General features: G+C 67.9%; 19 protein-coding genes. 3 read left to right on the top strand and 16 right to left on the bottom strand.

The window, feature by feature from the left end; all coding sequences use genetic code 11:
- Positions 1-3: 3 nt before the first annotated feature.
- The gene (locus J8N05_RS19255; protein ID WP_247706342.1) at positions 4-846 is read right to left on the bottom strand and encodes a hypothetical protein; all 843 of its coding nucleotides are present in this window, start codon (positions 844-846) and stop codon (positions 4-6) included.
- A gap of 1,209 nt (positions 847-2,055) precedes the next feature.
- On the opposite strand from J8N05_RS19255, the gene J8N05_RS19250 reads away from it, so the two are divergent.
- Positions 2,056-3,162: a hemopexin repeat-containing protein gene (locus J8N05_RS19250; protein WP_210884403.1), complete on the top strand. Its 1,107-nt coding sequence runs from the start codon at positions 2,056-2,058 to the stop codon at positions 3,160-3,162.
- Positions 3,163-3,290: 128 nt separating this feature from the next.
- On the opposite strand, the gene J8N05_RS47385 is transcribed toward J8N05_RS19250, so the two are convergent.
- The 15 genes from J8N05_RS47385 to J8N05_RS19175 form a co-directional block, all read right to left on the bottom strand.
- Positions 3,291-3,473, bottom strand: a complete 183-nt coding sequence (locus J8N05_RS47385) for a hypothetical protein (RefSeq protein ID WP_247706341.1) — start codon at positions 3,471-3,473, stop codon at positions 3,291-3,293.
- Between the two features lie 479 nt (positions 3,474-3,952).
- The gene (locus J8N05_RS47925; RefSeq protein WP_210884401.1) at positions 3,953-8,191 is read right to left on the bottom strand and encodes a caspase family protein; all 4,239 of its coding nucleotides are present in this window, start codon (positions 8,189-8,191) and stop codon (positions 3,953-3,955) included.
- Positions 8,188-9,063: a lipase family protein gene (locus J8N05_RS19235; protein WP_210884399.1), complete on the bottom strand. Its 876-nt coding sequence runs from the start codon at positions 9,061-9,063 to the stop codon at positions 8,188-8,190. The genes J8N05_RS47925 and J8N05_RS19235 overlap by 4 nt, the downstream gene beginning before the upstream one ends.
- Before the next feature lie 1,865 nt (positions 9,064-10,928).
- Positions 10,929-11,606, bottom strand: a complete 678-nt coding sequence (locus tag J8N05_RS19230) for a class I SAM-dependent methyltransferase (protein ID WP_210884397.1) — start codon at positions 11,604-11,606, stop codon at positions 10,929-10,931.
- 166 nt (positions 11,607-11,772) lie between these two features.
- On the bottom strand, positions 11,773-12,240 hold the full coding sequence (locus tag J8N05_RS19225) for a glycine-rich domain-containing protein (RefSeq protein ID WP_210884395.1): 468 nt from the start codon (positions 12,238-12,240) through the stop codon (positions 11,773-11,775).
- A 224-nt stretch (positions 12,241-12,464) separates the two neighbouring features.
- Positions 12,465-13,295, bottom strand: coding sequence for an endonuclease/exonuclease/phosphatase family protein (locus tag J8N05_RS19220; protein ID WP_210884392.1), 831 nt, complete (start codon positions 13,293-13,295; stop codon positions 12,465-12,467).
- A complete protein-coding gene (locus J8N05_RS19215) occupies positions 13,292-14,170 on the bottom strand; it encodes a zinc-dependent metalloprotease (RefSeq protein ID WP_247706732.1) in 879 nt (292 codons plus the stop codon). Before J8N05_RS19215 ends, J8N05_RS19220 begins: the two co-directional genes overlap by 4 nt.
- Positions 14,171-14,517: 347 nt before the next feature.
- Positions 14,518-15,099 (bottom strand): GntR family transcriptional regulator, encoded by a 582-nt coding sequence (locus J8N05_RS19210; RefSeq protein WP_210884385.1) that lies wholly within the window; start codon positions 15,097-15,099, stop codon positions 14,518-14,520.
- Positions 15,092-16,015: an endonuclease/exonuclease/phosphatase family protein gene (locus tag J8N05_RS19205; protein ID WP_247706340.1), complete on the bottom strand. Its 924-nt coding sequence runs from the start codon at positions 16,013-16,015 to the stop codon at positions 15,092-15,094. The genes J8N05_RS19210 and J8N05_RS19205 overlap by 8 nt, the downstream gene beginning before the upstream one ends.
- Positions 16,012-17,025, bottom strand: coding sequence for a GntR family transcriptional regulator (locus tag J8N05_RS19200; protein ID WP_210884384.1), 1,014 nt, complete (start codon positions 17,023-17,025; stop codon positions 16,012-16,014). The genes J8N05_RS19205 and J8N05_RS19200 overlap by 4 nt, the downstream gene beginning before the upstream one ends.
- Positions 17,018-18,376, bottom strand: coding sequence for a glutamine synthetase family protein (locus tag J8N05_RS19195; RefSeq protein WP_210884383.1), 1,359 nt, complete (start codon positions 18,374-18,376; stop codon positions 17,018-17,020). The genes J8N05_RS19200 and J8N05_RS19195 overlap by 8 nt, the downstream gene beginning before the upstream one ends.
- Complete coding sequence (locus tag J8N05_RS19190) at positions 18,376-19,881, bottom strand: amino acid permease (RefSeq protein WP_407699917.1); 1,506 nt, start codon at positions 19,879-19,881, stop codon at positions 18,376-18,378. The genes J8N05_RS19195 and J8N05_RS19190 overlap by 1 nt, the downstream gene beginning before the upstream one ends.
- A 59-nt stretch (positions 19,882-19,940) precedes the next feature.
- Positions 19,941-20,927, bottom strand: a complete 987-nt coding sequence (locus tag J8N05_RS19185; protein WP_210884382.1) for a hypothetical protein — start codon at positions 20,925-20,927, stop codon at positions 19,941-19,943.
- A 177-nt stretch (positions 20,928-21,104) separates the two neighbouring features.
- Positions 21,105-21,593 carry a DUF6624 domain-containing protein gene (locus J8N05_RS19180; protein WP_308286982.1) on the bottom strand — a complete coding sequence of 163 codons (489 nt, stop codon included), beginning with the start codon at positions 21,591-21,593 and terminating at the stop codon, positions 21,105-21,107.
- 165 nt (positions 21,594-21,758) lie between these two features.
- The gene (locus tag J8N05_RS19175) at positions 21,759-22,223 is read right to left on the bottom strand and encodes an ATP-binding protein (RefSeq protein WP_247706339.1); all 465 of its coding nucleotides are present in this window, start codon (positions 22,221-22,223) and stop codon (positions 21,759-21,761) included.
- A 675-nt stretch (positions 22,224-22,898) separates the two neighbouring features.
- Here J8N05_RS19175 and J8N05_RS19170 point away from each other — a divergent pair.
- The gene (locus tag J8N05_RS19170) at positions 22,899-23,801 is read left to right on the top strand and encodes an XRE family transcriptional regulator (RefSeq protein WP_247706730.1); all 903 of its coding nucleotides are present in this window, start codon (positions 22,899-22,901) and stop codon (positions 23,799-23,801) included.
- Entirely contained in the window at positions 23,798-24,325 is a 528-nt protein-coding gene (locus J8N05_RS19165) for a GNAT family N-acetyltransferase (RefSeq protein WP_247706338.1), read from the top strand. The genes J8N05_RS19170 and J8N05_RS19165 overlap by 4 nt, the downstream gene beginning before the upstream one ends.
- The last annotated feature ends 94 nt before the right edge of the window (positions 24,326-24,419 follow it).

Genomic DNA, 24,419 nt, shown 5'->3' with positions numbered 1-24,419 from the left:
AGGTCAGCGGCGGGGCTGAGTGCCGGGGCGTAGTTCGATCCGGATGGTTTCGTCGTCGTCGATGACGTACGTGGGGTCGGTGTCGTGATTCCAGCCCAGGGGCAGCAGGTAGTAGCGGTGGTCCCGCTCGACCAGCAGGCGCAGCCCGCTGTAGCGGTACCGGTAGTACAGTCCCTCGCCCAGGTCCTCGATCACCAGTCCTGACGGGCCGGTGATGCTCAGCGGCTTGGTGCTGTGGACGAGAACGGCGACACGCTCGACGAGCCGTTCGGCGTCCCGTTCGGCGTCCTGGCGGCCGAGTTGCCCGGCCGACAGGGCCACGACCCACATGAGGAACAGTGCAGCACCGGCCACGGGAAGCGCACGGTCCCACATACGTCTGGGCCTGGCCACCGCGGGCGCTGCGGCGCTGGTCTGCCCAAGGACCAATCCGCACGCCACCAGCAGGGGAGCAGCCCAGGCGAAGGACTGGATCGTGCGCCATGCCAGCATCAGACCGATCCCGGCGGCAACGAACGCAAGGTACGCCCGGGCCACTGCCCGTCCGGCACGGCGCACGCGCCGGGTGAGGTAGGCGGGAACGCCAAGCAGCGGCAGCAGTTCATGAAGGCGGGGCAGAACCACCGCCACAGCCAGCGTGATCAGTACGGGAAAGGTCACGAGCCGCACGCTGCGCAGCGCGAGTTCGACCGTGTCAAAGCCGATGGCAGAGCTCTCCAGGTGGAAGTACCCGTAGTAGACGCTGCTGTGGACGAACCCGGCGAAGAACATCAGGCCCACGAGGAACGAGCCGGCGCCCAAAGCGGAGTTGGCGAGTTCAACGCCGCTGCCACTCCACACGGCCACCGGCTGAGGACGTTGCCTGCGGCGTCGGCGACTCTCACGGCGCACTCGGCGAGGCCCGGCCGCAGGAGGAGGTACAGCTGGCGCTGCTCGTCGCACAGTCCTCTGCCGTACCAAGCGGCGTCGACTACGAGATGACGGACCTGGAGCACCGCTCGCGGGGGCCGGTGCGCGTGACGAGACCATCCGGCTGCCTCAGGAATCAGGTCCCGGGGATGTGGAGTCATCCGGTGCGGGCGAGGGACATGACGTTGAAGAGGTGGGAGCGGGCGAGGTGCTGCATTCAGGGGCAGAAGTCGGCGATGGCTCAGTACCTGTTGGGTTTGGCTCCGGATTCTTGCTCGGAAGAGTGTTTGTTGGTGGTTCTGGGGGCGGAGGTACCTCGCCAGTGTCGGAAGGGACTCCTGATGCTGACGTACTGGTGCCCTTCCCACCATCGCTCGGGAGGGACTTACTGGGGCCTTTTCCGCCACCGCTCGGGAAGTCCGTCGGCCCGGGGGGCTTTTCAGTAGTTCCGCATGCCGCGACGCTCCAGGTGAGTATGGCCGCAGCAGCGGCGATCCCGCTCTTGGCCAGTGCCTTTCGCAAGTTCAACATGGCGCCCCCGGCATCTGGAAGGGAGTGATTTCCAGCCTCCCACCGGAAGGCGGCCGTGCCCAGGTTTCCGGGCACGATGGGGCCTGGGGCCGGGGCAGTGGAGACACCGGTCGCCGTAAGGGTCCAAAGGCGCCGGTCAGACGGAGTCAGAAGCTGTCCCGCTTCCTCGGCTGACCGTCACGCCGCGTGACGGTCAGCCGAGGAAGCGGGACAGCTTCTCAGCAGGGCATGGTGCGCGACTCTGTGCTCTGTCACGGTGCGGGCTTATCGGGTGTCCGTCTCGGCAGGGGTATGCCTATACAGCTGTGAAAGATGTGGTATCGGCCGATTCTAGACAAATGTATTGTGCAGGCTGCCGGTACCTCAGGTTTCCACCGGGTCCAGTGGCCCTGGCGTGACCTGGCATGTCGTGCGGCGGGCATCGGCGGACGCACCCGAGTCGGTGGCCGCATCTGGCTGCAGAAGGCCCACAGTCGACGCCGGGGCGCGATCGGCACCCCGGCTTCTCTGGACTTGGTCTGTCGGTGCCCCTAGGTTCCGGGCCGATGGGCGACAGCGCGGTACAGCAACCGGGTTGTGCCGGACATTGCGCCCCGAGCTCCGAGGGAGGGATCAATGACGATCCAGGCAGCTTTCAACCGCTCCCAGCTCAAGTGGGACACGTACATGTTCCTGGGCGACCAGTACCTGTCCTACGGTCTCGCTTCCAACACCGTGTTCGTCGGCCCGCGCTCCATCGCCGCCGGGTGGCCGGGCCTGGCCGACACGCAGTTCGCCCAGGGCGTCGACGCGATGGTGCCCTTCTCCTACCCGCCGGTCATCTCGACGGTGCCGGTGCTTCCGACCGAGAAGGACTACGTCTACATCTTCCGCGGCGACCAGTACGTCCGGTACGACTTCGCCAACGAGAAGATCATCTACGGTCCGCTCGACATCGCCCACTACTGGCCGGGCATGGAGGACGTCGGGTTCGACCGGGACATCGACGCCGCGTTCCTCGACCACCGGGGCGACTTCGCGCAGGTCTTCGAGGACACCTACATCTTCTTCAAGGGGGACAAGTACATCACCTACGATCCCCGTGCGGACAAGGTGAGCGGCGGCCCCTACCCGATCGCCGACCGGTGGCCGGGGCTCAAAGAGGCCGGCTTCGACCGGGGCATCGACGCGGTGGTCTACAACGTCGTCGAGCCCTCCGCGCTGGGCGGCAACAGCAGGCGGGAGTGCTACTTCGTCAAGGCCGACAAGGTCCTGCAGTTCGACATCGAGAACTGGAAACCATTGACCGGCGCCCGCAACATCTCCGACCTCTGGCCCGGCCTCAAAGGCACCGAGTACGCCGCAGCCACCGCCTCGCCGCCCTACCCGCAGGTCAAGGCGCGCGCAGACATCAGGATCGCCTTCAACAACCCGGGCGAGAACAACCCCAACCCCTACGGGTGGATCGAACTGAAGACCAAGAGCGGCCAGCCCTTCCGGGTCTGGACCCAAATGAACCAGGGCAACTCCACTCCGGCCCGCGCGAGCGCCGCGCCTTCCATGAACCTGCCGTTCACCTCGTCCGACATCGCGAGCATAGGCGCCTACGTCGACGAGTACGACGCACTCAGCGGCGACGACTTCCTCGCCCGCGGTTCCAAGAACTTCAACGGCAACGGCAGGTACACCCTGTCCTCCGACGACGGCAGCGTCGACATCGACATCACTGTCACCGACCTTTGACCCCAGGCCAGGGGACGGTAAGGATGTCGTGGGTGGCCATTCGGCGCCAGATCACATGAAAGATGCCGGGAGCGACGTGCGGGCCCGTACTGCCACGTGACGCGTCCCGCAGGACCGGTGCCTATGGGCTAGGCGGGTTCGTCGGTGCAGAGGAACCCGCCGAGGTGCTTGGCGAAGGCCCGCGCGGAAGCGTCCATCGGCGTACAGGTCGTGGACGAAGCGGTGACAGCCTGCCGGAATCGGCGGCGTTGTTCTGGGGTGAGGTACTCCAGGTCGGTGGTGAAGCGGGGCAGTGCCTCGTGGGCGGGCACGGCGAACTCCTCCAAGACGCACGAAGCCCCCGGCCGGCCGGGGGCGGTGATGGCTGGTCGTGTCGAAGAGCATCGGTGACTACGACCAGACCAGCCTCATTCTTTCCCGGAAATGGCCGGCCTAGAGCCGTGCCGGCCGCACCGACCGGGCCCTGCCGCAGCTCCGCCGGCACGTTCAACTCGGCGTCAGCCTCCGTGGCCGACAACTCGGCCAGTACCTTCGTGACGGTCTCCCGCGTGATCTCCAGCCGGGACAGGTCCTCGCGAGCCTTCTCCAGCCGGGAGACCACCTCCGCGGCCTCGGCCTGCAGTTCCTCGACACGCCGCCGAGCCGCAGCCTCCCGCGCCTCAAGCTCCTCCGGCAAAGACACCATGGCACCCCACCTCCACCCTGCCACGGTAGAAGCAAGCCACCGCCTCGACACTGCTGATCAGCGTCTCCCCAGCTCAGCTGCCCCTCGAAAGGATCCGCACCCTTCTCACCTTGCAAGGCCCTCATCTCGTTCCAGAACTGCGATATCGCGTCCCAATGCCACAACCAGACGGCCGTCGGGACAAACCCCCAGACATCTAAGGTCTGCCGTAACAACCTGCTGCACAATTCGCTGTGTCCGGAGATCCCACATATGAACTGCGGTGTCGGTGCCGATGACGGCGATGGGGCGGCTTTCGAGGACGGTGCACGCCACCGCGCTGACCGGGCCGTCGTGGGGGAAGGGGCCTGCGATCTGCTCGCCCGAGCCCAGATCCCACACGAACACCTCACCGCTGACGGCGGTGACGGCGATGGGGCGGCTGTCGAGGACAGTGCACGCCACCGCGCTGACCGGGCCGTCGTGGGGGAAGGGGCCTGCGATCTGCTCGCCCGAGCCCAGATCCCACACGAACACCTCACCGGAACTGAACCCGGTGCCGGTGACGGCGATGGGGCGGCTGTCGAGGACGGTGCACGCCACCGCGCTGACCGGGCCGTCGTGGGGGAAGGGGCCTGCGATCTGCTCGCCCGAGCCCAGATCCCACACGAACACCTCACCGCGACGGAACCCGGTGCTGGTGACGGCGACGGGTCGGCCGTCAAGAACGGTGCACGCCACCGCGTTCACCGGTCCGTCGTGGCGGAAGAGGGCTGCGGTCTGCTCGCCCGAGCTCAGATCCCACATGAGCACCTCACCGCGGCTGAACCCGGTACTGGTGACGATGACGGCCACGGATCGGCCTTCGAGAACGGTGCACGCCATTGCACTCACCGGTTGAAGGGAAGACGGAGATCCTGCACGCTCGTGCGTAGCGGAGAAGCGCCATGCCCGGGCGGCACCGTCGGTGCAGCCACTGACGATGATGGGGAGTTCGTCAACGACGATACAGGCCACCGTCGTTACCGGTTGGGCGTGAGTGAAAGGGCCTGCGATCTGCTCGCCCGAGCTCAGATCCCACACGAGCACCTCACCGCGGCTGAACCCGGTGCTGGTGACGGCGACGGGTCGGCCGTCAAGGACGGTGCACGCCACCGCGTTCACCAGTCCGTCGTGGGGGAAGGGGCCTGCGATCTGCTCGCCCGAGCCCAGATCCCACACGAACACCTCACCGATGCCAAAGCTGGTGCTGGTGCCGGTGACGGCGACGGGTCGGCCGTCAAGGACGGTGCACGCCACCGCGTTCACCAGTCCATCGTGAAAGAACGGGCCTGCGATCTGCTCACCCGAGCCCAGATCCCACACGAACACCTCACCGATGCGGGTGCGGGTGCTGGTGACGGCGACGGGTCCGCTGTCGAGGACGGTGCACGCCACCGCGCTGACCGTTCCGTCGTGGCGGAAGGGGCCTGCGATCTGCTCGCCCGAGCCCAGATCCCACACGAGCACCTCACCGCGACGGTACGCGGTACTGGTGACGGCGACGGGTCGGCCGTCGAGGACGGTGCACGCCACCGCGCTGACCGTTCCGTCGTGGGGGAAGGGGCCTGCGATCTGCTCGCCCGAGCCCAGATCCCACACGAGCACCTCACCGGAACTGAACCCGGTGCCGGTGACGGCGACGGGTCGGCCGTCAAGAACGGTGCACGCCACCGCGCTGACCGGGCCGTCGTGGCGGAAGGGGCCTGCGATCTGCTCGCCCGAGCCCAGATCCCACACGAACACCTCACCGCGACTGAACCCGGTGTTGGTCGCGATGACGGCGATGGGGTGGTCGTCGAGGACGGTGCACGCCACCGCGTTCACCGGGCTGTCGTGTCCATGGAGGGTATGGCGTAGGGCGGGGGTGAAGTCGTAGCCGGTAGCCCATGTAGGAACCCATTCGCCGGGCTGTGCAAACTGGTTGAGCTGCTGAAGAAGTGTTGTTGCCTTGGCGCGGGCGGCGTTCAGGGTGAGGGTGGTGCGGCGCAGGTTGGGTGAGACGGCGGAATGCCGGTCGTAGTTCATGCGGTAGACGGCTGCGGTGAGGCGTGCCTGGCTGCTGGTGGCGTGGTGAAGGTGCGGCGCCAGGCTGGGTGGGTGGGCGTGGACGAGGTATTCGGGGATGGTGAGGATGTCGTCGATGCGGTGTGCGGTGGCGGCGTGGGTGGCGAGGTGGTGGAGGGTGTAGGGGTGGGCGCGGGACCAGTCGCGGGTGGCATCGCCGCGGTAGGGGGCCTGGTCGGTGAGGGTGTCGACGAACGCGCTGTGGACGGCGGCCTCGTCGGTGTTCTCGCGGAGGTGTTCGGTGAGTGCCTGATGATAGAGGCGGTAGGCAGAGCGGCCGTTCTCGATGGCTTCGACAACGTAGGAGCCGGCATTGCGGCGCAGCCAGAGCAGGTCGGCGTCGGTGTAGGGGCGGCCGGAGATGGCGGTGGCGAGGGGTGCCCAGATGTCTTCCCAGGGCAGGCCCTGGCCTTCGGCGTAGGCGAGGGGGCGTAGGAGGTCTGTGGCGCGCTGGGCGTCGGGGCCCAGGCGTTGGGCGAGGTCGTCGCGCATGGCCTGTCCGGCGTGGCGGGGCAGGCTGGCGCGCCAGCGGGCGTCGTGCGGGTCGGGTACCGCGATGTCGGCGGAGGCGAGGGTGTACGCGGCGAAGCGGGCGACAAGGAACGAGGTGCCGGCGGCGTCGGCGACTGCGTGGGCGATGGGCCGCAACCGTTCGGGCCGGTCGGAGAAGGGCGGCCTGCGGTAGGGGGAGGTGGCGTGGCTCTGGACGAGGTTGCGGATCGTGTAGGCCAGCAGCGCCTGGCGGTCGGTGTAGCGGGGGCTGTCGAGGTCGATCACCGGGCCGTCGCGGTGTGTTGGCCGGTTGCTGAGGCCGAGGCAGTCGAGCAGGTAGGGGCGGGTTCCCAGGAGGAGGCGGATGCGTCCGCGGGCGTGCTCGATGAGGGGCCGCACGATCTGTGAGCACAAGGTGGCGGGGGTGGCGGCTTCGTCCAGGGCGTCGATCAGCACGGTGAACGGCCGCCCGCGGCTCCGGTACTTGTCGTCCACGCCTTCAAGGAATTCACCGACGGTGGTGCACCGGAAACCGGCGGCGGCCGCGAGACCAGCCAGGACCTGACTGTCGGTGAGGTTCTGGGCATACATGACGACGTCGATGCTGCTCTCGGCGGGAATGAGATCTGCATCCAGGCCGAGGGAATCGAGGGGAACGGTGCGGCGGCGGTCGGGCATGGTGAGGGCACCGACGAGGCCGAGCACGGCCGTCTTGCCCGACCCCGGGCCCGCCGTGACCACCCGCACACACTCGCCCACGGGAACGTCGGCCTCGAAGAGCAGGTCCTGCGCGGTGTCGGTGGTCTGGTTGAGCCAGGCGGCGAGTTCGGCCAGGGCCCGGTGGCGGCCGCAGAACCACCAGCCCTGGCCCGCGTTCCCGCTGTAGCCCATCGCGCGCACCAGGAAGCGGGAGGAGAACTCGGTCTCCCGCTGCAGGGCGTAAGCGTCGAACTCGGCGGCGTCCTGCAGTGCGAGGTCCACGTCGGTGAGGCGGACGTTGTGCCGCGGGTTGGTGAAGAAATCGGGCGGTTCACCGGTCAGCCCGAGCAGGGAAAGGTTGATGTGCTGGTAGCCGGGCCGGTCGGGATGCTTGTTCATCTGCTCAACCACCGCGGACACCGACAGGTGGGTCGGCGCGTGGCCGGCGGTGGCCCGGTTTCCGACCGCCTCACTGAGTAACTGCGGGAACAGCCCCGCCCTCGCCTGCTGGTTGGGCTGCGCGGAGGACACCACGACCAGCCCCGGGCTGGTCGCGCTCGGCGCCCACTGCGCGCCCAGACGCTCCAGAGCGGAGGCGGCGAGCTCGTTGCCGCCTTGCCCGGAGTAGCAGGTGTCCAGGATCAGCAGGAGCCGTCGGACCTTGGTGCCGCGCAGCGCCCGCACGAGGTCCGCGGTCGGCAGGGATGTGTAGGAGACGTCGTCCGGTTCGGTGTCGGCCATCAGCAGCACGTGCTCGTGGCCGTCCTCGACGACTTCGCCGTGACCGGAGATATAAATGACGACCAGGTCGTCCTCGCGGCGGTCGTCCGACCTGCAGAACGCCCTCAGGTGGTCGGTGAGCTGGGCGCGGGTCGGGTCCAGGCCGAGCGTCGTGTGGTGGTGATAACCCAGTTCCTGCGTGAACAGCGCGATGATCTGCTCGCGTGCCTCAACCAGCGCGGGCCGGTCCCAGTCGGCGCACTTGGAGTAGTGGGCGACCGCGGTCGCGATCAGGTACCTGCGCGGCTGGCGGAGATCGTGCGTGCTGCCGTCGTTGGGGCCGCTCATGCGAGGCCGTCCGCGATGGCCTGTCCGCACAGCTTGTCCGTCAGGTAGGCGGTCGCTTCGTGCGCCGTCGCGCCGTTGTGCACCACCGCGCAGCGCACGCTGTCCCCGAAGGAGGGGCGCAGGTCCTTCACCAGGGCGACGACGTCCCCGCCGTCGGCCAGGTTCGTCCACACTAGCCGCTCGCTGCCCGGCCACACCCCGCGCGGCCGCCCTCCGAGCGTGACCGGGGGCGGCTGGAGCCGGTGCAGGATCAGGTTCTCGATGCCCAGCGGCGAGCCGATCGTGACCAGCGCCCGCACCTGATGGCCCGGACGCGCGCACAGGGCTTCGTATGCGACGACCGAGCCCAGAGAGTGCGCGACCACGACTCGCGTGTCGTCGCCGATCTGGTCGGTGACCTGGGCCAGCGCTGCGGCGCGCAGGTCGGGGTCGGTGAGGTAGCGACTGACCTGCTTCAGGTCGAAGACCATGGACCGCAGCGCGACGCCGGCGAAGAACCGCGACCCGGACAGGGCCCGCAGCGCGGCCTGCACCGACCGGGGCGTGGCGACCAGGGTGTCCGCGCCGGGCGGGACCACGGCCTCATCGCTGTCGGCGGCCGCCTGCCACCAGGCCAGCAGCAGCTCCTGCTCAAGCCCCTCGCCGACATCCGCAGCCGTGTAGGGAGGATCACCGGCGGCGAGGAACTCGCTGCGGGGGCGGAACAGGTCGCCGTAGAACGCCACCGCGAGGTCCCGCTCCGTCAGCAGGCTGACCGCGCCGGACCGGGCGCGGGTGAGGCCGTCGTTGAGGGACGGTAACCACAGCCGACGCAGCGACTGTTCCCCGAGTGTCTGCTTGCCGATCCCGTGCACCGCCACCACACGTGCCATGCCCCGTGCCCCCGAACTCGCCCCCGAATACCGTGCTCAGCACTGTAGAGGGAGGCAGCGCACCGAGCGCCGAAAACCCGAAAGCCCTCGCCTGCGCCCCACCACGACCGAGCGGCCTCTGGCCGGTCCGGGGCCGCTGCGCACCACGGCTGTGCCACCGTGGTCTCCGCCGCTGAGGCGCGGCCTGGGCCGCTCGTAGTCGAAGCATCATTCTCGGGACGCTCTGCGCGCGGACAGCCCTGGGGCTGGCACTTGATCTGCGAAATGGTGGCTGGCGACTGAATGATGGCCACCGCACGTGGTGATGTGAGCTGCCCGGCACCTCGTACAGCGTCCTACCGGGGAAGGGCCTCGGTCAGTGCGAGTGGGTGGAGGGCGTGAGGCGGTTGCCGGTGACGATGCCGGCGAGGACGAGCCGGTCGGTACTTTGTTCGGGGCGATCACCTGGTGTCAGCCAGCGGTCGGGCTCTGCGGTAACCGTTCGTGCTGCCGGTCAGAAAGTGGCACCAGCGGCCAACACTGCCCTGTACGTTGCTACTTCATGGCGACGTCTACTGGCCGTGGCTGCAGGCTGAGTTGTCCTGGATGGGGCCGGTGCGTTCCGGGAGCTGCTGCGATAGACCGGTTCGACCTGCTGACTTGTGTGAATAACCTTTCGTTTGTTCCACGCTTGTGCGTTTTGATGCGGGCCGAAGTCCCAGGGCGCCCACTGCTCGTCGTCGCTGTCGTCGGGAATTGCTCCTTCATGCCGAGAGAAAACAAGTGAATGAAAACAGCTACCCGGCCCGGTAAAGTCCCAGCTCAGCAAGTGTCGACCCCGCGCCTGCGGGGATGCTCCGTCGCCGAGCGCTTCGAACTGCGCCGCCACGTCGTCGACCCCGCGCCTGCGGGGATGCTCCGGAGCCGCAGGTGACCACCAGCGATACCGCCACGTCGACCCCGCGCCTGCGGGGATGCTCCGAGTCAGCCGTCCGACGCGGCGTCGGCGACCGCGTCGACCCCGCGCCAGCGGGGATGCTCCGTGACCTTGTCCCGGCGGTGGGCACGGCGACCGGTCGACCCCGCGCCTGCGGGGATGCTCCGATCACGTGCATCACGCGGGCGTAGTGCTGCGCGTTGACCCCGCGCCTGCGGGGATGCTCCGGGCTACCCGGGAACCGCAGGCGCGCTCCACGAGTCGACCCCGCGCCCGCGGGGATGCTCCGGACGGAGCCGTCCGTCTCTTCCGCGGATTGAAGTCGACCTCGCGCTCGCGGGGATGCTCCGTGGCTGTGGCAGAAGGCCATCAAGCCTGCCTGGTCGACCCCGCGCCTGCGGGGACCCTCCGTCCCGCAGAACCTGCACGCGCGCTACCGCCGAGTCGACCCCGCGCCTGCGGAGATCCTCCACAGGACAAGGGCGCATTGACCGACAGACTGCAGTTGACCCCGTGCGTCCGCAGGGATTCTCCGAATTTCGCGCTCACCAGGTCGACTGCCGTGGGATGGGGCCGTCACCACTGGGCTGCGCGACGTCATCGAGCAGTACAGCGCCGTCTGGTTCCCTGGCGCCTGGACCGCATCGGTGCCCGGCCGCGGGGTGGCCCACGCCGCGGCCCCGTCTCACGCCGTAGCGGTCGCCCGAAGTGATACCCGCGCTCGCTGAGCCGCGCTCGCAATGCTTCGGCTTCGGCGTTCCGCCTTTCGCCAACAGGAGTCCTACCTGTGATGACCCGCATCAGGTCGTGGCCGAGTGCCCCTGGCTCGCCGCTTCTATGGACGGAATGACCGGCGGAAGCGATGCACGCACCGTAACGACGGAGGGTCTCCGCGCCGGGGGAGCTCAGCACAGAGACCTCGTTGCGTACCGCCCGTCAGGGCTCGTGTTCAGTTACCCCTCCGGGCCTGAACGAGCAGCGTGCCCTGCCTGCCGGGTTCCGGGTGAAGGAGTACCTGAGCACTGATGTCGGCGAATCCCGTCCGTTTTAGGATGTCCGACCACTGTTCGATGGTGTACTGCCACCGTCGTACGGTCAGTTCGCCCTCGCGGCCCTCCAGCCACGGCCCGCCCATCGCCTGCGCTCCGTACTCGTTGACGGCGGGCGCCCTGTGGGAGAAGGCGAACACACCGCTGGGTGCCAGACGCCGGGCGACGCGGGGAAGCAGGTCGTCCGGGTCGGTGAACCAGACGGCTCCCCATGTCGAGTAGATCGCGTCCCACGTGCGCGGATCGTTGTCGAGGAAGGTGCACGCTTCGGCGAGGACGAAGTCCAGTCCGGCAGCGCCCCTCCATAACCGCCGGGCGCGTTCCACTTGGGTGAGCGAGAAGTCCACGGCGGTCACCGCGGTGCCGGCCCGTGCGAGGACGGCGGCGTTCTCCCCTTCCGCGGGACCAAGGTCCAGCGCAGTGCCCGGACTGCCCAGCACCTCCGCGCCGGGCCCGTGTCCAGGAACATCGGTCCACTCGAAGCGGGCTGCGGCCGGGGGCGGCTGCTCGCCCTCGCCGCGGTAGGGCTTGTACCTGTCCCAGTACTCGGGTGCGGTCGAAGGGGTGGCGCTGGACATCGAGGGTCCTCCGGAGGGAGACGGGTTCCAGGGCCGTCAAGGTACTCGTGTCCCTGCGGGGGCGTATGGGAATGCCAGAAAATAGTGTGAATGCGCACAAAAAGAACCTGGGGCCGCCAACGGCGGCCCCCGGCGTGCATGGCCCCGAAGGGCCTATCGGATCAGATCAGTGGCAGTTACTGCCGGGAGAGCACGGCCCGCACTTGGCGAAGTCGGCCTCCCACAGCGACCAGTCCACCGGGAATCCGTTGGCGGCGATGATGTGGGCGGTCCGCTCGACACTGCCGTCGTTCTTGAACTCGATCTCCGGGATGTGCTCCAGGAACTTCCCGTCGAAGTTGGCGGCGCAGAACGCCCGGTAGTTGGGGGTGTCCAGGATGAACACGTGGACCGCGATGTCCACGATCCGCCCCGCGCACATCTCCAGTCGCTGGCCCCATTTCTCCATGGCCGTGATCAGGTACGACACGGCCGCGGAGAACAGCCTCTCGGCCATCACCTTGTCGAACGGGTAGTCCCGCATGAGCAAGGTGACCTCCCGCTCCCACACGTCGGGCTCGACGTAATCCCGCGGGTCACGAGTGACCGTGGACGCCTGCCGATCGATGAGGATCGTCGGTGCTGGTGTTGCCATGTTGCCCTCCGATGTTGTCGGATTTCTGGGCGGTTCCGGCGGCCGGTCGGCTGCCGGGGGCCCCGCGTCGCCCGCCGACGAGCGACGCGGGGTGCTTGAGGGGTACGGGCTACGGCCACCTGCACACGTCCCTGGGGCTTGGCGATGCTGGGTTCGAGCGCCGGGATGGAGGAATGCGGGATGGTCGGGGCGCACCGTTGTCCTTGGCTTCCTTCGGGAAATGGTCAGAAGGTTCTGTGGAGGTGGGCCACCACCGGGAGGTGGTCTGCGGCGTCCCGTGCGCGGGGTGTGTCGATGACGGTGTAGGACTGCATCTGCCAGGAGAGGTGGTTCGTGGTGAGGATGTAGTCGGACCGGTGGTCGCGGTCGCCTGGGTGCCAGTGGCCGGCGGTTCTGGCGAAAGGCAGCTCCAGGTCGGCGGCGGGGTCGATGAATCCGGCGGTCAGCAGCGCGCTCATGGCGGCCTTGTCGAGGTCGCCGTAGTTGCCGTCCGGATGCTGGATCCGGTGGCTCGCATATTGCGTGGGCGGGAGCCAGTCCCAGGATGTGGGCTCGGGGTCGCGAGGGGCTTCCGTGTTGAGGTCGCCGACGAGGAGCGTGTCGTCCCGGTCGCCGTACGGCGTGAGCCATCCGGCCTCGGCCACCCGGTCCCTTGGGGAGAAGGGGTCGAGGTGGGTGTGCAGGACGTGCAGCGGCGTTTCCACCCCTTCCACCTGGAGGATGGCGCGGGAGACCGTGTGGTGGAAATTCCCTTCCGCGATGTCCGGGTAGAAGCGCAGGAAGCGCACTCGTGGCGGCCGGACCAGGGTGATGAGGTGGCAGCCATGGCTGGCCGAGCGAGCGAGCCGGGGCTCCATGTCCAGTGCCGCGGCGACCGCGTTGACCTGTTCGCCGCCGTTCTCGTCCCAGCGCTTGGCCTCTTGCAGGCACAGGACGTCCGGTGCGAGTTCCTTGAGTATCTCCAGCTGGGTGGTCAGCCGGTGCGGCGAGCCGTCGCGGTCACGGCCGCCGTTGAGGGTGTTGTAGCTGACGACGCAGAGATCCCGTGGCGTCATGTCATCCCCTTTCTCCTGCTGGGTGGAAAGATCCTGAGTCGGACGTCGCCGTCCGTGGCCTGGGGCCACAGGCGGCGGGCCCAGGCTGCGGGGTCGGCGAGTTCTTCCGCCGTGGGAAGCAGCGAGACGTCCTTCCAGATCCGGTTCACCGAGTGCGTGCCGTGGGCTTGCACCGCGCGCGCGATCAGGGCAGCCCCTTGCTCATATGCCTCCCGGCTGGGGCCAAGGCGGCGGATGACGGGGTTGTCGTGGAGCCGGTAGCGCCAGGACTTCCGCGCCTGCCGGTGATCGGCCGGTGTACCGAACAGGCGGCCGGTGACCTGCTGGTCGGCCCAGGTCGCATGGCCCTCAAGGACATACGTGAAGCTGTCACGCGGAATGTTCTCCAGCCCGCGCCGGGCAGGGAAGAAGGTCTTCCAGACCTCGCCGGCGCGGGCTTTGGCCTGCAGGTGGTGGACCAGTTCATGGGCCACCACCTGGTGGATGGCGGGATCGTCGGCCAGCAGCCCGGCGTGACGCCAGGTCGTGGGGGCGATGACGGTCTCGTGCTGACCGTCGGCGGCCTTGTGCGTGCTTCCGAGGACCAGAGGCCAGACCAGGACCGCGGCAGCTCCCGCGCCCTTGAGCACGACCCGGGTCGCGTCTATCTCTGCCGGCGTCGGGTCCAGCTCGGCGATGTCCCGGGCCAGAATGCGATGCGCGTTCAGCCGGAACTCCTCCCGCCACGCTTTCGGGGGCAGCAGGCGGTAGCGGGCCTGTGCGGGCAGGGGGAGGCCGGTGGTCTCCGCGACGTGCGGGGCCACCCTTTCCAGGACCTCACGAATCCGGTCGCGCAGATTCGTGTTGCGGCCGGTTTCGTCAAGAACTTCGAACATGGTCACGCGTGCATCTCCTGAATACCGTGCTGGCTGTGGTCTTGGCCTTCGCCCGTTGTGGATCCGCGGACGCCGGCCGGGGCTTGGGCGTCTGTCTGTGGCGGCGCGGCCTTTTGCGCCGCCGGGTCGGAGCCAGGGCTTTTTTCTGCCGCTGTCCGGCGCTGCCGCCGGTGGTGGGGGTCTGGGTGTATCGGGCGGCGCCGGGGGGTTCGCCGGATCGAGGGCGTAGGTCATGCCGTGTGCGGTGCCGAGAAGTTTTTCGTCTCTCAGAGTCGCGAGACCGTAGGAGGCGCTCGACGCGGACGTTTCGGATTCGTCGGCAAGGGTTTGCCGTGTCGGTATCCATGTCAGGAGCGGGTGGATGTCGTCTGTGATCCGTTGCCGGACGGTGTGTACGACGGTGGTCGCGGATCCCTCTTTTGTTCTGTCACGTATGTGCCCAGGCCTCTGACGGAGTAGAGAGTCCCGTCATTGTGGAGAGGCCTGAGCGCGGCGCGCAGGACCGATGCAGGCACGCCGAACTCGCGGCAGAGTGCGCTTCGTGTGGGGATCTGCGATCCGGGTCCGTATTGGCCGTTGGCCAGGCGCTCGCGGATCACACGTCGAGTGCGCTCAGTGAGCTCCTTGCGTTTGGCCACCTCAAGTGCACGGCGGTCGGCGGCCTCCTGTGGGACCGGCGTGGTGGGGTCGATCCGGCCCACGACGACGGTTCCGCTGGGCGGGTGTGCGCGCAGAACGCCGGCGTCTTTGAATGGTCGGAGAGCCTTGGCGATCAGCGTGGACGATGCGTTGAATTCGACGGCCAGGCTCCGCTGTGAGGGCAGAACGGTTCCCAGCCGGTACGTCCCGTCCAGCAGTCGTTGGCGGATGGCGGCTCGCACCGGACCGACGGTGGCCTTGCGGGCTGGCCGCTCAGTGGCTTCAGCCACGGCGGTCACCTCCCTCACGTGGTGCGTGAATCTCCGCGTCGAGCAGGGTCGGCAGGTGATCGGACAGGGTGCGCGCCATGGGTGTGTCGTAGGTCCGGTAGGAGCGGGCGGTGAAGCCGTGCACGAGGATGTGGTCCAGGCACACGTCCCCTTTCTCGCCTGCGTAGTAGTAGCCGACGGTGGGGGTCCTGGGGATCGTGGTGAGGGACTCGGGGTCCTGCCAGCCGGAGGCCAGCAGGACCTGCATGGCCCGCAGGTCTGCGTCACCGAACGTCCCGTTGGGCAGGACGAGGCGGTAGCGGGCGTGCAGGTTTCGCGGGACCTGGTCCCAGTCGAAAACGTCAGCGTCCGCCGGGCGGGCGCAGTTGAGGTCGCCCAGGAGCATGGCCCGGGAGGGTGCGCCCGGGAACGTGCCGGCGAGGTCGGTGGCCCATCCGCGTACTTCGGCGAGCCGGGTGTCGCCGTTGGTGAAGGCGAGATGGGTGGCCAGCGCGGTGAAGTCGGCGCTGCCGTCGGGCGCGTCGACCGGCCGCAGGTGGGCCTGGATCATCGCGTGGTGCAGGACGCCCTGGCCGCGCTGCCGCCAGTCGACCAGGCGGAGTGTTTCCGGCCGGTAGAGCAGCGCGGTGAAGTTGCGGCCGTCACCGACGCGGGAGGGCACCATGGCGACGACGGCCATGTCCGTCTCCCTGGCCACGGTCTCCAGGCGCCGGTTGCCGTCCTCGTCCCAGAAGGTGCACTCCTGCAGCGCCAGGACATCGGGGGCCAGGGACTTGATGATGCCCAGCTGCGCGTCGAACCGTCCTTCCGAGCGTGCTTCCGGACGGCCGTCGACGCCGCCGTTGAGCAGGTTGTACGTCACGGCGCGCAGGGGGATCGCGCGAGGGGTTGCGTCAAGAACGTCGATCGTGGTCACGGGCGTGTCTCCTGCATACCGTGTGGGCTGGTGTCTGGGGATGCGCCCGGAGCGGTCCCGCAGGCGTGGATCGGGAACCCGGCATCCGCGTTCGGTACTGCCAAGTCCCGGGGTCCCTGGTCCGACTCCGCGCGGTCTGCTCCGAACCGCCCCTGGTGTGGAGGCGGCGCATCAGGGATCGCGGTCGGCTCGTTCAGATTGATGACGTACGTCATGCCGCGGGCGGAGCCGAGGAGCCCGTCGGCTCTGAGAGGAACAAGGCCCCAGTAGGCGGTCGCAGGGGAGCATCCGAATTCGACGGCATGGACGCGCAACGGGGGCAGCCAGGTGAGGGGCGGGTACGTGCCGTCGGTGATCCTCTGCCGTACGGCCTGTTCGACGGTGACACGGGACCCCCTGCGTGACGTCTCTTCCGGGACTGCCACGTAGGTTCCCCAGCCACTGACGAAGTGGAGCGTCCCGTCGGTCTTGAGGGGCCGGAAGACCTCACGTATGAGCTGTTCGGGCACCCCGAACTCGGCGGCGAGTTCGCTCTGCTTGGGTAAACACGAACCGGGTGGGTACCGGCCGCTGACCAGCCGCTCACGGATCGTTTCCCGCACACGTTCGACGGTCGCGTTGCGTCCGCTCTTCGCGGGCTTTCCGTCGTGCGGGACCTCGGCGTCCTCGGCCTGGCTGCCGGAAGCGTTTCCGTCTCCGGGGCGCACCCCGCAAGGGTCGTCGGCCTGGTCCTGCGGTACCGGCTGTTGGGCGGCGCTGACCTGGCGCGTGACGACGGTTCCGCGCGAGCCGTCCCCGCGGAGAATGCCCTTGTCTTTGAGCGGGCGCAGCGCCAGGTCGACCGCCGTGTGGGACACGCCGAACTCAGGGGCCAGCGTGCGCAGTGAGGGCAGCATGGTTCCGGGTGCGTACGTCCCATCGGCCAGCCGTGCGTGCATGACCTCCCTGATCTGTTCCACTGTGCTCGGCTCGGGGCTCCCACGGCCGGGACGCTCGGGGGCTTCAGGCACGGATGTCACCTCGCTGCCGTTCGACGTCGGTGACCCGCTCGCGGTGTGTGTCGATCTCGTGCTGGGCGGCGACGCCGTAGTGGTGCAGGACGCTGGTACCGAACGCGGTGAGTGCGAAGTCGCTGCTCATGAACGCGCGCAGGCTCTCGATGAGGTCGCGGTGCAGGCGCGGTGAGCCGTTGTCGAAGTAGGCGTCTCCCGGGCAGGGCGGGGGTGGTGCGAGCTTTTCCCTGTGGCCGCGCAGGATGCCGGCGATGGCGGCGGCGGCCACCAGGTACGGGTTGGCGTCGGCGCCCGCCATCCGCAGCTCCAGGTGCCGGCCGCGGCCGTGGCCGGTCATCCTGACGGCGCATCCGCGGTGGTCGTCGCCCCAGTTCATGTAGAGGGGTGCGAAGGAGTGCGGCCGGAAGCGCTTGTAGCTGTTGGGCACTGGTGCCCACAGCGGCGCCAGGTCGGGCAGGCTCTTGAGGAGCCCGCCGATCGCGTACTCCAGGGGCGGGGACAGGGTGCCGTCGTGCGGGGCGGCGAACACCGGCTCGCCGTCCTTCCACAGGGACAGGTGCAGGTGCAGGCCATTGCCGACCTCATCACTCGGTGCGGCCATGAAGTTCACGCGCAGGCCGCGCTGTTCGGCGACGTGCTGGAGGGTCTGCCGGTAGACCGTGTAGTTGTCGCAGGCCCGCATCGCCTCCCCGTAGCGGAAGGTCACCTCCAGTTGGCCGGGCGCGCCCTCGCCCTTGAACGCTTCGCCGGGGGTTTCGGCGTTGAAGAGAGCTTGTTCCAGGTCGTGGAAGAAGTCGTGCAGTTGCGGCGGGAGGTTGAGGGCGTAGTCGGCGTTGTGGCGGGTGACGGGCCGGTGGCCGTCGTGGAGCAGGAACTCGCTCTCCCACCCGATACGGATCTCGTATCCCTGCTTCGCCAGGAGGTTCAGTTGCTGGCGCAGCAGTTCGCGCGGAGCGATGCCGATGCGTTTGCCGTCGGTGTCGATGGCGTCGCAGTGCACGAGGGCGACGCCCGGGGTGTGGGGCATGAAGCGGATGGTGTCGAGGTCGGGCTGGAGGCTCATGTCCGGGAAGCCTTGGATCCACCCGCTGATGTCGTGCTTGCTCGTAGTGGTGACGGTCATGCGCCGGTCGGTGGCCAGGAGGTACGAGCACGCCTCGCCCGCAGTGTCGCCTTGCTTTGTGACCTGGTCGAGGAAGAGGTTGGCGTCGAGGCGTTTGCCTCTGAGGAGGCCGTGCAGGTCCGGGACGACGGGCGTCACCGCGCGGATGTGGAGGTCGACCACGGCCGTGTGGAGTTGGCCAAGGGAGATGAGGCCGGTGCGGTGCGGTGTGTCGGTGGCGTGCATCAGACCATGCCTCCGGCGATCGCGGAGTCCGCGGCGGTGGCGGCCGGCAGGGGCATGGCGTAGTTCTTCCGGCCCACGGTGATCCACGAGATCCAGGCGCCCAGGAGCACGACGACCAGGGTGACGGGGGCGTAGTTGAAGTTGGTGACCTGCATCGGGTAGGCCTGCGGCAGGCAGAAGAAGATGGTGAGGACGATCACGTAGGCGACGGCGAGGATGCCCAGCGGCTTGCTGAATCGGCCCAGGTTCCACAGGCCCTGCTGGAACCGGTTGCCGGCCTTCAGGCGCAGGAAGACGGGGATGGCGTAGGCGGGCGTGATGCCCAGGACGTTCATCGCGGTGACCGCTGCGTATGCGGCGGGGGAGTGCAGGCTCGGCAGGGTCAGGACGAACGCGAGGCTCACGCACAGCCACACCGCGGCTGTGGGGTTCTGGGTGCGGGCGTGGGCCCTGCTCCACCTCTTCCAGCCCGGCAGGGCCCGGTTGCGGGAGAACGCGTACGCCATCCGGCTGGCGGCGGCGACCTCGGCGTTGCCGCAGAACAGCTGTGCCACGATGACGACCACGAGCAGGGCCTTGGCCACGCCGACGCCCAGGACGTCGATGAAGATCTGCGCGGGCGGTACTCCGGTGGCCGTCTCCAGCGTGCCGGAGTAGCTCTCCATCGCGAACAGCATGCCGACGATCAGCACGAACCCGGCGATGCCCGACCACAGGATGGCGTGGACCATGCCCCACGGTGCGGACTTCTGCGCCCGGGTGGTCTCCTCGGCCATGTGGGCGGACGCGTCGTAGCCGCAGAACGTGTACGCCGCCATCAGACAGCCGACCCCGGCCCCGTACAGCGGGTTGGTGATGCCCGAGTCGTTGTAGTACTCGGTGAACACGAAGGCCGGGGACTGGCGTTCGCCGGGGGCCGCGAACAGCAGGACGACGATCAGGAACACGCCGGAGAACTGCCACCACACGGAAATCTTGCTCAGCACGTCGACCAGGCCCACACCGAAGGAGTTCAGCAGGCCGTGCAGGAGCAGGACGCACACGAAGACGCCCATGGTGTTCTCGGGCGTCGGCTCGAAACCCCACTGCAGGCTGGCGAACGCGCCGATGAAGGAGGCCGCGCCGTAGTCGATCCCGGCGATGGCGGCGACCAGCCCGAGGAGGTTGAGCCAGCCCGTCAGCCAGGCCCAGCCGCGCCCGCCGAGCCGGTCGGCCATGTGGTAGAGCGCGCCGGCTGAGGGGTAGACGGAGGTCACTTCGGCGAGGCAGGAGCCCAGGACCAGGGTCATGGCGAAGATGCCGACCCAGCCCCACACCATCACGGCCGGGCCGCCGTTGTGCAGGCCGAACCCGAATAACGTCATGCCGCCGGCCAGGATGCAGATGACGGAGAACGACACGGCGTAGTTGCCGAACCCGCCCATCTTGCGGGCCAGTGTGGGCGTGATGCCCTCAGCGATCAGCGCGGCGTCATCGTCGATGCGTGCTGTTCTTATGTGAGACACGGGTGTGCGTCCTCGTGGTGTCGTAGAGAGATCTGGAAAGGATCTTCGGGAAGACTGGTTCAGTACCTGACGTGTTCGGCCAGGGCGGAATGCCGGGCTTTGAGGAAGTCCTGGACCCAGTTGGAGCGGGATTCGAGGGTCTGCCACGGCGTGGCGGTGGCGTACGGGCCGATCGCCTCGAACACCGGGCCGGCCCCGCCCACCCCGCTCTTGCCGATCGTCCACGCCAGCAGGTTGAAATCCATCGACAGGACCGGCGAGGCGCGCGTGTCCTCGTCGAGGTAGGCGAACCAGTGGTCTCTCGCCCGCTGCACGTAGCGCCGGATGTGCTGGCTCGTCCAGTACGTGAAGTCGCTGGCCCCCCGACGGCGTCGTTGCCGGTAGTCCTCGGCGAAGGCGTGCAGCGGCACCATGTGCAGGTTCGAGCACTCGCCCGCGCTCGTCGCCAGCCACAGCGCGACGTTGTGGGCTCCCTCTCCGCGGGCGTAGAAGAACTGGAGCAGGCGCTGATAGGCCTCGCGGTTCTCCGGGTCCCGCTGTCGCACCGCCCAGAACAGCGGCCACGGACCCTCAAGAAGGTTGTCAGCGCCCGGCGCCCAGTGATCGTGCTGGTTCTGCCGGTAGCGCGGATCGGCGTCGAACTGCGCCAGCGCGAGCAGGCAAACCCGCGCCGCCGGGCACTTCGGGCACGCACGGATGGCGGCGTGGCAGGCGTGGCGGGCCTGCTCGGCTGCGGCCAGCACCGCGGGGTCGCTGTGGGGAAGCTGGAGAGCGAACACGCGCTGCGTCAGGACGCGGGCCCACATCAGCAGGGCGTCCGCGGTGTGGGGCTCTTCCCGGTACCAGTAGTCGATCGCCGGAGTACGGGCGGCGTACAGGGCGATGACCTGGCTGCGGAACGTCCGCAGCTGCCAGTCGTGGCCCGTGGCGGCCAGTACTTCCCTCACGAGCCGGTAGCGGCCGAGCTTGAGTTCCTCGAAAACCGGATACAGCGCCTCATCACGGCCGGCGGCGTGGTCGATCAGGGGCATGTCACGGGTGGACACGGTGGCACCTCCGCGGAAACGGACGCGTGCCGGATCTCTGCGGACAGCGGGTAGGTAAAGCCATGGAGGGTGGAGTCCTCAAGAAGGGATGGGAGGGGAGCCGCCGAGCAGCAGCCGGCGGGAACCCGCACGGGGATGGGCGGGTGGTGTGGCTGCGGCTCGGCGGCGTTCAGGGGGTCAGCCGGAGGGCGCTGTCACGTCGAGGGGCAGCACGTCGGCTCTGAGTCGTTGCGCGTACTCGGCGTGCGGTTCCAGGCCCACGGCGTGACGGCGGTCGTCGAGCCGCTGGGGATCCCGGACGCGGTAGATCGTCAGGTCGCCGCTCGCGGTCGGGATGTAGAGCGTCCCGTACCGCTGCGGCTCGTTCCGGTACAGACACAGGCGGTCATCGAGCAGGGCGTAATGCTGGGGGTCGGCGTCCTGTTGGCGTACTGCCCGCCCGAGCAGTTCGAGCGCACGGGCCTGCAACGCGCCGTCCCCGCAGTGTGTAGCGATCTGCCAGGCAGCCTTTGACCCCTGCTCGCCCACGAGGCGATAGCCCGGCCAGCCGTGCTCCGCCAGCGTGCTGCGCAGGAGGTGCGTGTGCTCTGCGTATATGCCACTGATCACACGGATCGCAGCGTCCGTTCGAGGGGTGCAGGCTTCGGTCTCCTGTACCCGCCACATGCATTGCAGGAAGCTCACGCTGAGGTCCGGGCGGGAGGGTTGTGGTCTGGTCATGAAGGTTGCTTCCTCGAAGCAGACAGACGGGGATGGGGCCGCCGGGCCACAGCCAGACGTGAACCTGATCCGTGCGGGGAGCAGGGTCCGACGGCTGTAACCCGACGGCGTCTATGGGGTACGGCTGAGCGGGTACAAGTTGAGGGAGCACCAGGTCGTGGTGCCGTCGGCGCTGACGCCCCAGTCATCGGCCAGAGCCCGGACGATGAACAGGCCGCGACCGGCCTCCTCCAAGGCGCCAGCGGTGCGCAGTTCGGGGAATTCGTGCGAGCCGTCCCGCACTTCGAGCCGCATCCGGCCGTGCTCGAAGAGCATGCGTACGCGGATGTCGCCGCGTCCGTGTCTGAACGCGTTGGTGACCAGCTCGGACACGAGCAGTTCGGCGTTCTCGACGAGATCAGGTAGTCCTGATCGGTCGAGTCCGCGCCGGACAGTGCGACGCAGGTTCCCCACCCATACCGCATCCGCAGGATCGACGGAGCCGTCCCTGGAGCCGGCACTGCGCTCGATGGCTACGTCGAAGCCTCTGCGCGGGATGTACTGGAACGAGGCGTGAGGGCCCGTGCGTACACCCACAGGGTGGACGGGGAGTGGGATGCGTGTCAGCTGCAGCTTCACGGGAGGCCTCTGTTTCCACATTTTGTTCGGTTTTGCGACGGTCATGGGCACGAGGCCATTCCCTCCGACGTGGGGTCCCGTCTCTGACGGGGGAGGCAGGGCTGGGATCTCCTCCATGCCGCCATGTCGAACCTGATGCGGCGGCTGATATCCAGTCAACGGCTCATCAGCAGCGGGCAACAGGAAGGGTTCTGGTTTCGTGCATTGCCTCAACCGGAAGACTTTACGTTCCTATTACCCGAGGCTTAGGTGACGTGGTGACGGTGGCGCTACGTTCGGTACATGGGAGCGAATCTCATCCTTCAGAGTCGGATGGATCAACTCGGCCTCACACAGGACGAGTTGGCCGCTCAGCTCAACGCCGCGCTACTAGAGATCACCGGCCGACCGGGGGAGATCTCCTCGCGGACAGTCCGTAACCTGCTCAACGGGTCGAGTCGACGCCCAATCGGCCGCACTTGCGCTGCACTTGAGCGTGTGTTCGGCTGCTGCGTGGCTGACTTGGGGTTCAGCGCACCCAGCTCCATGCAGCACCCCCCGGAGGATCCAGTGCGGCGTCGCGACTTCATGCTTTCTACTACCGGAACGGCAGCCGCCGCTGCCCCCATCGTTAGACAGCGTCGGTCAGTGGGCATGGCAGACGTAACCCGCGCGGCGGCCGGCATGAACGACCTCGTGAAGGCCGATGACCGGCAAGGTGGTCACATATCTTTGGCAAGTGCGGCCCTTGAAGGCCGCGCCAAGGTTTTGGAGCTCCAGCAGCGGAACGCCAGTGAGCGTGTGCGCCGCGCCCTGTATGCACTCGCGGCGGAGTACACCACCATCGCGGCCTGGTCCTGCATTGACCTGCGCGACCTAGATACAGCCCAGAGGCATCTGTACGAGTCGACCACGTTCGCCGGCCTCTCTCAGGACCCGGCCACGGCGATGCGCGTGTGGATCAACATGGCCATGCTCGCCTACCAGCGGAAGAGCGGAACAGAACAGCTCGCAGCAGCACAGGCAGCTGTCGCTTCCCAAGCCGCCCGTCGCGACCCGTTCTTTGCTTCCATGGGCCGCGTCCGTCTCGCCCTGGCTCACTCCACCCTGGGGGACCCGCGGGCCGCCAAGAGAGCCCTGGGCACCGCACAGGAAACCCTTCGGAAGGCGGACGACGACGAGAGACCCCGGTGGACCGCGTTCTACGGACCAGCAGAACTCAATCATCTCGCCGCGATCATCCTCAACAACAACGGGCGGTCCGCCGAAGCAGAGGCGATGGCGCATCGTGCCCTGGCGGAGATCCCGTCTGATTTCCAGCGCAACCGCGCCCTAGCCACGTGTCAGCTCGCGCAGGCACAACTCTGGCAGGGAGAGCCAGAACAGGCCACGATAACCGCAGCCGCCATTTTCACAATCATGGATGGTGCTCCGCTGCCTGGACGACTACGCACCTTGATCGGAGACTTTCACAGAGACCTGTTCCGGCTGGCGCCGTCCACGACGTACGCCCGCGATTGGGTAGACCGTATGAGAAATGAATGGAGTCAAGCGTGACCAGGGTGATCGACCTGCGGTATTACGGCAAGGGAAGCCTTCCGGAAGGCTTCAAACAGATGCTGATAGATGTGCACGCCGATGCGTATGCCGACGCAATGGACGACGAGTTCAACCAGCGGTTCCCCTGGTTCGTTGACCATTGGTCAGAAATGGACGGCTTCACCTGCGTCGTAGCCTTTGACGGAGAGGAGCCGGCCGGCTTCGCGTACGGCGCCCCGCTTCAGCCGGGGCGTGAATGGTGGCGCTCCACCGAATTCGAGCCGAACAACGGCTACACCGAGACCTACGCCGTCTCCGAGGTCATGGTGCGCCCGCAGTGGCGGAAGCAAGGCATCTCGGATCGTCTGCACGAAGCCCTGTTGAATGAGTGCGGCGAGGATCTTGCCGTGCTCCTGGTCGACGTGACTCACCCAAAGGTCCAAAATCTGTACGAAACATGGGGCTACGAAAAGGTCGGCGAGCAGAGGCCGTTCGCCGACTCTCCGGTATACGCGGTCATGGTGAAGAGGTTGCATCCTTGAACGGATGCCCGTCGATGGAAATCTTAGAGAGTGGGGCATTCGTGCCGACGGTCTCGGGCTGGTTGCAGATGGCGTCTGCGGTTTGAGACTCCGG

Source organism: Streptomyces liliiviolaceus, from assembly GCF_018070025.1.
GTDB classification, from domain to species: Bacteria; Actinomycetota; Actinomycetes; order Streptomycetales; family Streptomycetaceae; genus Streptomyces; species Streptomyces liliiviolaceus.
The sequence above is the reverse complement of the archived record's forward strand: the minus strand, read 5'-3'. Positions and strand labels throughout refer to the sequence as shown.

Bases quoted from the DNA above. Each gene is read 5' to 3' on its own strand.
- J8N05_RS19250 (WP_210884403.1), top strand. From the start codon at position 2,056: ATGACGATCCAGGCAGCTTTCAACCGCTCCCAGCTCAAGTGGGACACG.
- J8N05_RS47925 (WP_210884401.1), bottom strand. From the start codon at position 8,191: ATGAGCGGCCCCAACGACGGCAGCACGCACGATCTCCGCCAGCCGCGC.
- J8N05_RS19235 (WP_210884399.1), bottom strand. From the start codon at position 9,063: ATGGCACGTGTGGTGGCGGTGCACGGGATCGGCAAGCAGACACTCGGG.
- J8N05_RS19230 (WP_210884397.1), bottom strand. From the start codon at position 11,606: ATGTCCAGCGCCACCCCTTCGACCGCACCCGAGTACTGGGACAGGTAC.
- J8N05_RS19225 (WP_210884395.1), bottom strand. From the start codon at position 12,240: ATGGCAACACCAGCACCGACGATCCTCATCGATCGGCAGGCGTCCACG.
- J8N05_RS19220 (WP_210884392.1), bottom strand. From the start codon at position 13,295: ATGACGCCACGGGATCTCTGCGTCGTCAGCTACAACACCCTCAACGGC.
- J8N05_RS19215 (WP_247706732.1), bottom strand. From the start codon at position 14,170: ATGTTCGAAGTTCTTGACGAAACCGGCCGCAACACGAATCTGCGCGAC.
- J8N05_RS19195 (WP_210884383.1), bottom strand. From the start codon at position 18,376: ATGCACGCCACCGACACACCGCACCGCACCGGCCTCATCTCCCTTGGC.
- J8N05_RS19180 (WP_308286982.1), bottom strand. From the start codon at position 21,593: ATGTGGCGGGTACAGGAGACCGAAGCCTGCACCCCTCGAACGGACGCT.
- J8N05_RS19170 (WP_247706730.1), top strand. From the start codon at position 22,899: ATGGCAGACGTAACCCGCGCGGCGGCCGGCATGAACGACCTCGTGAAG.